This is a genomic window from Bradyrhizobium sp. (assembly GCF_019244115.1).
In the GTDB taxonomy this organism is placed as follows: Bacteria; Pseudomonadota; Alphaproteobacteria; order Rhizobiales; family Xanthobacteraceae; genus Bradyrhizobium.
The window spans coordinates 1-6222 of record NZ_JAFATE010000708.1; the positions used below are offsets into that span (position 1 = coordinate 1).

General features: G+C 62.8%; 4 protein-coding genes and 1 pseudogene. 3 read left to right on the forward strand and 2 right to left on the reverse strand.

Annotated features, from left to right (window positions below; all coding sequences use genetic code 11):
- Positions 1-922: 922 nt before the first annotated feature.
- Positions 923-1146: pseudogene (locus tag JOZ76_RS30545) on the reverse strand (pyocin activator PrtN family protein).
- Positions 1147-1763: 617 nt separating this feature from the next.
- On the opposite strand from JOZ76_RS30545, the gene JOZ76_RS30550 reads away from it, so the two are divergent.
- Positions 1764-2060, forward strand: coding sequence for a DUF736 domain-containing protein (locus tag JOZ76_RS30550; protein WP_291705086.1), 297 nt, complete (start codon positions 1764-1766; stop codon positions 2058-2060).
- Positions 2061-2152: 92 nt separating this feature from the next.
- On the opposite strand, the gene JOZ76_RS30555 is transcribed toward JOZ76_RS30550, so the two are convergent.
- Positions 2153-3199: a hypothetical protein gene (locus tag JOZ76_RS30555; RefSeq protein ID WP_291705088.1), complete on the reverse strand. Its 1047-nt coding sequence runs from the start codon at positions 3197-3199 to the stop codon at positions 2153-2155.
- A gap of 360 nt (positions 3200-3559) precedes the next feature.
- On the opposite strand from JOZ76_RS30555, the gene JOZ76_RS30560 reads away from it, so the two are divergent.
- Positions 3560-3778: a hypothetical protein gene (locus JOZ76_RS30560; RefSeq protein ID WP_291705090.1), complete on the forward strand. Its 219-nt coding sequence runs from the start codon at positions 3560-3562 to the stop codon at positions 3776-3778.
- Positions 3779-5037: 1259 nt separating this feature from the next.
- On the forward strand, positions 5038-6222 hold a 1185-nt coding region (locus JOZ76_RS30565; RefSeq protein WP_291705092.1), incomplete at its 3' end, for a DUF3363 domain-containing protein.

The window sequence follows — 6222 nt, forward strand, 5'->3', positions numbered from 1 at the left end:
TGACGACAAGCGGCCATCACCGTTTGAAGGATCATCTAAATTTGATCAACCTCCAGAACTGCCGTATCAGCAAGAGGCAGCGGTGATCACGTGCTTAAGCACGTTCGCTTACAGAGGGCGAAGGAGACGCTGACTTTTTTGTCAGAAACTAACTCGCCAATGGTTGAAGCTGATGTGCTGCAGTCGCTTGGCGACGCAGGGCACCGGTTCGTATTCCAGATGCCGGCACTTGTGCCGCGAACCTCGCAAATCCGACTCGTGGTATGCGGCGCATGCAGTATGCGCTGCTAATGCATATGGCGTCCGAGGTGATCAAGCAATTCTTCCCTCAGTGTTGTGGCCCAGGCCGTGTGCCCTCAGCCGACGGACGCAGTCGCGGCTGACCCGCCGGCTGTCCCACGCCGGTCCTCGTGTGCACTGAGAATCCGAAAGCCCGATTTCTCTTCCAATTCAGACCCACTTGATCCTAGAAGAAGCAATCTGCGCAAGGTGGGTCGAGCCAATCCTCAATCGGCCCAACCACATAGAGGATCGAGTGAAGCCAAACAAAATAGATAAGCAATATGAGTGACTTACGCTGGAAATTTTCCGTGGCGCCGATGATGGATTGGACCGCGACATCTTAAAAAGCGAAGCGCAATCAGCACTTAAGCGCGGTCGCTATGAGCCATGTCGTACCAAATGAAGTACCGACTCAGGATCGCCGTGCTTTGCGGGTGATGTTTGAACGTTTCTCGATCATTTCGACTGGAAGTTTGATTCAGAAACTTGGTTGGCGCCCGAAGCCCGAGGGTGCAAAGGCGAGGGCCAGCGCAGGCAAGGGCGCTGAAAACGCATTTTGCTAAGCTCGCGACCCGCCCAGCGGCAGCGCCAACTCTGCTGGCGAAATCCGTCGCTCAAACTGTCAAGCTCGACTGGTAACCTAGCTCGTCAGAGCTTTCATTTCTTTTCTGGCGGCCTCAACTCGTGCGTCGAGATATCTGGCCAGATCCAGAAGATGGACGCCTTTTGCGCATTTTTGGCTTGCTTCCATTCGGACTAGCGGGATAGCTATTTCAGGTGCGAAAAATAATCCCGACACACGTCTTCGATCGGAACGATTGCCTTACCTCCATACTGCGCCATCAAAAGAAACGCGGTGTTCATCGGACCACTTCCCGTATCCAGCCCCGGCAGCCGTGATCTGGTACGAACGTCTTTTCAGCCGCTCAGTCGCTGAACCAAACTAGAAAACACGTCGCGTAGGGAGATCTTTTCCGTAAGGGAGCGGTATTTGGCTTTCCTAGCGTAGCAAAGGGACGGTTCGGCTCATGTGGTGGCAAGGGCATCGTGAAGCGGTGTTTCTGGTCTGGTCACCTCGTCTGGGGGCCCACAACCGGACTGGTATCGCTTCCGTTGGCTGAGCAAGCCGCCGTGCATCGGTCGCGCTCCCGCTGGTGTCTCAGGGTTCCGGCAGCTGGTAGGGATTTTTGCCGATTGCCTCCTGTCGTGCTGCCCGTGCCGACGTCCGTACTGGCCTTTTGCTGGCGGATCACGCGCCACAATGCGCTCGCGGCGCTCGCCGACCTCCACCCGCAATGGCTTGTTCGCGATCTTCTTCACCTGCCGCCAAACGGCGGCATTCCTCGCGAGACAACAAGATCGCTCAGCCGCCGTCCTCCGCTGCGCTGCGGGCCAAGGCTGCGGGCCGGTCGTTGCGGCGCTCAGAGATCGCCATCAAGGCCGCGATGGTCGCGGGCTTGGAACAGAAACAGGAGATCACGATGGCTCAGATTGGCACCTTCACCCGCGCCGAAGATGGCTCGTTCACCGGCACCATCAAGACGCTCTCGCTCAACGTCAAGGCGCGCTTGCTCCCAGCCGAATCCCCGCAGAGCGAGAAGGCTCCGAACCTGCGCGTGATGGCCGGCACCGTAGAGGTAGGAGCCGCGTGGCAGCGAACCTCTAAAGACAACATCATCTATCACTCGGTCAAGCTCGACGACCCGTCCTTCCCGGGGCCGATCTACGCCAACCTCGTCGCCATCGATGACGCCTACGCGCTGCTCTGGTCGCGCTGACCACCTCGCGGCGCCTCGCACCCGCGAGGCGCCACGGCTCTTCGCTCCTGCTGGCGATGAGCGTCCTCTTGCACTCGGGCATCGGCAAAAGGTCAGCGCGAGCCCACACGCGTCGTGTCGATGCCAGCGGCAAGCAGGAGCACCACCGCCATCGGATCGAGGACGGCGACGAGCGCCAGAGTGAGCAGGCGGACCGGTCGCTCGAGGTCGGTAGGCGGCGTACCAATCAGCTCGGCGAGATATCGCACCGGGCCGACGGCCGCCTCGGCGCGCCGACGCTGGGCGTCGATCTTGGCTTTCTCGATCTGCAGACGGGCGAGTGCCTGCGCCTCGCGCTGGCGCTCCGCAACGATGTCTGCCCGATCACGGCGTTTCTGGTCGGCGATTGTCATCGCGCTGACAGGGCGGCCAAGCCGGGTCGACGCCTCGATGGCCGCGTCGATCTGAGCGATCCGCCGATCGAGGTCCGAGACGGTCTGACCTTGGATGGCGAGGCGAGCCTCCGTGTCGGCGGTTCTGTCCGCGAGCGCCAGATCTACGGATGCCATGTGATCGAGGTGGGCGCGCGTGAGAAAGCCGAACACGCCGACCGCGTTCAGGCCCATCAAGACGCTGATCATCGTGAGAAGGACCAGGCGGAGGAGCGGCGGCGCCGAGTTCCAATGCTCGGTCAGCCACGCCGCGGCGACGAGCTTCCCCGCTTCCAGTGCAGCACCCATGGTGATGACGGGCCAGAACGCGCTGGCGAAGATTGCGGTGAGGCCATCGATGGAGAAGGCGGCCGATACTGAGGCGAGCACCAGCGCCACGATGAATGCAGCGAGCTTGACCGGTGTCATGTAACGTTGCGTCGCCGTAGACTCGGCCACGGCTGTAACAGCAGCGGCCTCTGTAACAGTCGCCGTAACATCGGTAACGATCGGTGTAGCGGTGTTGGTGACGATGATCGCCTCGGTGTTACGGTGGATCAGTCCGGCCTTCTCCCACGCTTTCAACCGACGACCGGTCCGCATCCTGTTCCAGCCCCATTGGCGGCCGAGTTCAGCCGCGCTGGCGGTCACGCGACCGTCAGGCTGAGAGCGCAACCAGGCCAAAGCCTCCATGTCATCGAATGGATGGGTCGGAATGGTTTCGGACATGATGAGAAGCTCCTCCTCGCGTATCGACTGGCACGCCCGCATGGATATCCCGGCTGGCGGTCCGATAGCGAAGAGGCTGACCAAAGCAGCCGCGGAGCCGGACGCTATTGCGGCCGAGACCGCGATGGCTCGTCAGAACTGCCGGTGGCGGCCAAGCTCTGAGCGATCCTGAGCGGACCAATACGAACGAGCGACGGCAGTGACGCGCCAGGATTGGGCGGTTCGTCTGCCGCCTCTGCACGGCTCCGGGCCGCTATCGCAGTTCAACATAGGTGCCACGTGGGACGCTGCAGCTGAATGGCCAATTTGTGCGCCATCGCACGCTGCAGCCCTCCGACAGAGCACTGCGGCGAATAGTAGATGACGCGACTCCATCACGCCGGCCGCGCGATCTCCATCGTGATCGCCATCATCTCCACCAAGCGCCCACTCGAGGTCGCGCAGCGCGGCGAGCGCTCGTCCGCCGCGACGTCGGCAATGGCCGCGATTGCCAGCGGCCAGACTGAGGCTAACGCGCTACTCGAAGAGCATGCTGCTGCGCGCGACGCCGTAGCGGTAAACCTAGGCCAACGTTGCTAGCGAGTGCGCGCTTGATTAGCGGCGCTGCCTAATTGAGCTCAGTCACTCAGGGATGCCAGTCCATTTCGTTGCTGGAATCTTCCACGGCGATCGCGCCAGATGCACAGCGCATGCGATAGTCCGAGCGCTCCGGCTTACTCGGCGAGGCCCGTGAGGCCGAAGTTCATCGCTTCGATTGCATGCTCGGGAACGCCCGGAGAGCAACAGGACAGTTCTCCGTGTGCATGGCGCGGAGATCTACTTTGCCACTTGGCCTGATGGTTTCGTTTTCGCTCGATCCGGCGTATTTCTGCAGATTTGCTGCAAGTTGTGCGCTGATTAAATGCCGCGCCCACAGCATCAAGGTTGCCGTCGCAAGAGCCCTCCGCGTTTCGGAGTGCTTCGGTCTTGGGCCGAGGGATGTGCAGATGAGAACGGCCTTGCTGCCTTCGCCCAGCAACGGCGAGACGGCCTCCCGGAGCTGCTCCAGTGCAGCGGAGAAGCAGAGAACCCGGAGTGAGATAGGGAACAGAATATCGGAAAGACGCGGAGGATTTGGACGCGACCTTGGACGGCAAGATTAAAGCAAACTGGCGTTTGCCCTTAAGCCGTTGTCTGCACATTGTTTTTAGGATGGCCTATCAGCGACGCGGGGTTCTGAGCCGCCTAAGCACCTGTTTTTCTACGCTATTGTGCACGTTCCTCCGGTTGTTCCTTGAGAATAGACGGGCGTGGGCTCACCGTTCAGCCATGAGCGATGATGCTTCCAAGCTTCGCATTCGACCCGGCCGTATCCGCGATGGCGGACGCGGCGCGCGGCCACGCAGCCAGAGTTTTATCAACCAAGTCTTGCGCGCGGCAGCAAAGGCCAACGGCGGACCGCTAACGCCAGCGCAGCTGCGCGGGACAGGCCGGTGTGGTGGTGCGCCCCGCAAGGGGCGCTGCTCCCGCATTGGGCGTGGCCAGAAAGTCGCCGACGCGCTCAAGCGCCAGGCAGCTGAGGGACGGGGGCCTCGGCAGCGCAGGGTCGTGATCAAGGCTCGCATCGTCCGGCACAAGCTCGGCTCAGGCGCTGCTGGCGCGCACCTGCGCTACCTCGAGCGGGACGGCACGACCCGCGATGGAGTGAACTCTATAGCCGCGACACCGATCATGCCGATCGCGGCGTCTTCCTCGAGCGCGGCGCCGAAGACCGCCATTCGTTCCGATTCATCGTCTCCCCGGAGGACGGCGACCGCCTGACGGATTTACGCGGTTTCACCCGGGACGTGATGAGCCAGATGGAAGCCGATCTCGGCACCAAACTCGATTGGGTGGCGGTCGACCATTTCAACACCGGCCATCCGCACAGCCATGTCGTCGTCCGCGGCAAGGACGACCTCGGCAAGGACCTGATCATCGCCCAGGACTACATCACTGATGGCGTGCGGCTGCGGGCGCAGGAGCGAGCGACGCTGGAGCTCGGGCCGGAAACGGATCTGGAGCTGCGGCAGAAGCTGCAGGCCGAGATAGGCGCCGAGCGCTTCACCCGCATCGACCGGGCGATGATCGAGGAGGCCGCGGGAAGCCCGCTCGATCTGCGTCCCGAGGCCGGCCAGGTCCGCGCCGACTTCGACCGAACCCTGCGCATCGGCCGGCTCCAGACACTTGAGCGCTATGGACTTGCCCGGGAAGGGGAGGCGGGTGTGTGGACGCTCTCGGAGCGGCTGGAGCCGGCGATGCGCGAATTGGGCGAGCGCGGCGACATCATCAAGGCCATGCACCGGGCGCTTGAGCGGCGCGGGGAGGAGAGGGCGGCCGGCAGCTTCGTGATCGGCTCAGGGACGGAGGGGGAGCCCGTCGTGGGACGGCTCATCGGCAAGCGGCTGATTGACGAACTGGGCGACCGCATTGGACTCGTCATCGACGGCGTGGACGGGCGCGTCCATCGTGTCGAGATCGGGGAGATCGACATCGCCAAGGAGGCGCGCATCGGCAGCATCGTCCAGGCTGGTCGAAAGCCGGACCTGCGCCCGGCCGACCGGGCCATCGCCGAGCTGTCGCATGGTCTTGGCGAGTACCGGCCGTCCAATCATCGCAAGCTGATCGACTTCGGCCATGTGCACCTCCCACCTGCGGCGGACGCTGACGCCTTTGTGAACAGCCATGTGCGCCGCCTGGAGGCGCTCCGGCGGGCAGGGATCGTTGAGCGCCTCGGCGCGGACCGCTGGCTCATTCCCGAGGATTTCGAGCAACGCGCCCTGGCCTATGACGCGCAGCGCGGCCGCCAGTCGAACATGAAGATCCTCTCCAGCTATGACCTCGACCGGCAGGTGACGAGCGACGGTGCGACCTGGCTCGACCGCCAGCTCATCAGCCGCAACCGGATCGCGCGGGCACCGGTTGGGTTCGGCGAAGAGGTCACGAAAGCGCTTGAGGCCCGCACGGACGAGCTGATCCGCCAAGGCCATGCCAGTCGAACACCG